The organism is Streptomyces uncialis (assembly GCF_001905345.1).
In the GTDB taxonomy this organism is placed as follows: domain Bacteria; phylum Actinomycetota; class Actinomycetes; order Streptomycetales; family Streptomycetaceae; genus Streptomyces; species Streptomyces uncialis.
Window position 1 is genome coordinate 1 of the sequence record NZ_LFBV01000015.1, and the last position, 2450, is coordinate 2450.

1 other annotated feature (running past one end of the window) is annotated in these 2450 nt (G+C 57.1%).

Annotated features, from left to right (window positions below):
* Positions 1-2450: a sequence feature (mutual gap in cmsearch alignment for this rRNA model is longer than 100), on the bottom strand; it runs 577 nt beyond the window's last position.

The following is a 2450-nucleotide window of genomic DNA, read 5'->3' on the forward strand; positions in this document are numbered from 1 at the left end:
TAGTACCAGTCAACTCCACCGGTCACCCGGCTTCCATATCTGGCCTATCAACCCAGTCGTCTACTGGGAGCCTTACCCCATCAAGTGGGTGGGAGTCCTCATCTCGAAGCAGGCTTCCCGCTTAGATGCTTTCAGCGGTTATCCCTCCCGAACGTAGCCAACCAGCCATGCCCTTGGCAGGACAACTGGCACACCAGAGGTTCGTCCGTCCCGGTCCTCTCGTACTAGGGACAGCCCTTCTCAAGACTCCTGCGCGCGCAGCGGATAGGGACCGAACTGTCTCACGACGTTCTAAACCCAGCTCGCGTACCGCTTTAATGGGCGAACAGCCCAACCCTTGGGACCGACTCCAGCCCCAGGATGCGACGAGCCGACATCGAGGTGCCAAACCATCCCGTCGATATGGACTCTTGGGGAAGATCAGCCTGTTATCCCCGGGGTACCTTTTATCCGTTGAGCGACGGCGCTTCCACAAGCCACCGCCGGATCACTAGTCCCGACTTTCGTCCCTGCTCGACCCGTCGGTCTCACAGTCAAGCTCCCTTGTGCACTTACACTCAACACCTGATTACCAACCAGGCTGAGGGAACCTTTGGGCGCCTCCGTTACTCTTTAGGAGGCAACCGCCCCAGTTAAACTACCCATCAGACACTGTCCCTGATCCGGATCACGGACCCAGGTTAGACATCCAGCACGACCAGAGTGGTATTTCAACAGCGACTCCACAACCACTGGCGTGGCCGCTTCAAAGTCTCCCACCTATCCTACACAAGCCGAACCGAACACCAATATCAAACTATAGTAAAGGTCCCGGGGTCTTTCCGTCCTGCTGCGCGAAACGAGCATCTTTACTCGTAGTGCAATTTCACCGGGCCTATGGTTGAGACAGTCGAGAAGTCGTTACGCCATTCGTGCAGGTCGGAACTTACCCGACAAGGAATTTCGCTACCTTAGGATGGTTATAGTTACCACCGCCGTTTACTGGCGCTTAAGTTCTCAGCCTCGCCCACCCGAAAGTGAGCTAACCGGTCCCCTTAACGTTCCAGCACCGGGCAGGCGTCAGTCCGTATACATCGCCTTACGGCTTCGCACGGACCTGTGTTTTTAGTAAACAGTCGCTTCTCGCTGGTCTCTGCGGCCACCCCCAGCTCAAGCAGCAAGTGCTATCACCAGAAATGGCCCCCCTTCTCCCGAAGTTACGGGGGCATTTTGCCGAGTTCCTTAACCATAGTTCACCCGAACGCCTCGGTATTCTCTACCTGACCACCTGAGTCGGTTTAGGGTACGGGCCGCCATGAAACTCGCTAGAGGCTTTTCTCGACAGCATAGGATCATCCACTTCACCACAATCGGCTCGGCATCAGGTCTCAGCCCTAGTGAGCGGCGGATTTACCTGCCACTCGGCCTACACCCTTACCCCGGGACAACCACCGCCCGGGATGGACTACCTTCCTGCGTCACCCCATCACTCACCTACTACAAGTCCGGGTCACCGGCTCCACCACTTTCCTTTCCCCGAAGGGTCCGGAACGGCTTCACGGGCTTAGCATCGCCTGATTCGATGTTTGACGCTTCACAGCGGGTACCGGAATATCAACCGGTTATCCATCGACTACGCCTGTCGGCCTCGCCTTAGGTCCCGACTTACCCTGGGCAGATCAGCTTGACCCAGGAACCCTTAGTCAATCGGCGCACACGTTTCCCACGTGTGTATCGCTACTCATGCCTGCATTCTCACTCGTGAACCGTCCACCACTGCCTTACGGCGCGGCTTCACCCGGCACACGACGCTCCCCTACCCATCACAGCGGGCGTTGGCCCTCATGCTGCAATGACACGACTTCGGCGGTACGCTTGAGCCCCGCTACATTGTCGGCGCGGAATCACTAGACCAGTGAGCTATTACGCACTCTTTCAAGGGTGGCTGCTTCTAAGCCAACCTCCTGGTTGTCTGTGCGACTCCACATCCTTTCCCACTTAGCGTACGCTTAGGGGCCTTAGTCGATGCTCTGGGCTGTTTCCCTCTCGACCATGGAGCTTATCCCCCACAGTCTCACTGCCGCGCTCTCACTTACCGGCATTCGGAGTTTGGCTAAGGTCAGTAACCCGGTAGGGCCCATCGCCTATCCAGTGCTCTACCTCCGGCAAGAAACACACGACGCTGCACCTAAATGCATTTCGGGGAGAACCAGCTATCACGGAGTTTGATTGGCCTTTCACCCCTAACCACAGGTCATCCCCCAGGTTTTCAACCCTGGTGGGTTCGGTCCTCCACGACCTCTTACAGCCGCTTCAACCTGCCCATGGCTAGATCACTCCGCTTCGGGTCTTGAGCGCGCTACTATATCGCCCTGTTCGGACTCGCTTTCGCTACGGCTTCCCCACACGGGTTAACCTCGCAACACACCGCAAACTCGCAGGCTCATTCTTCAAAAGGCACGCAGTCACGA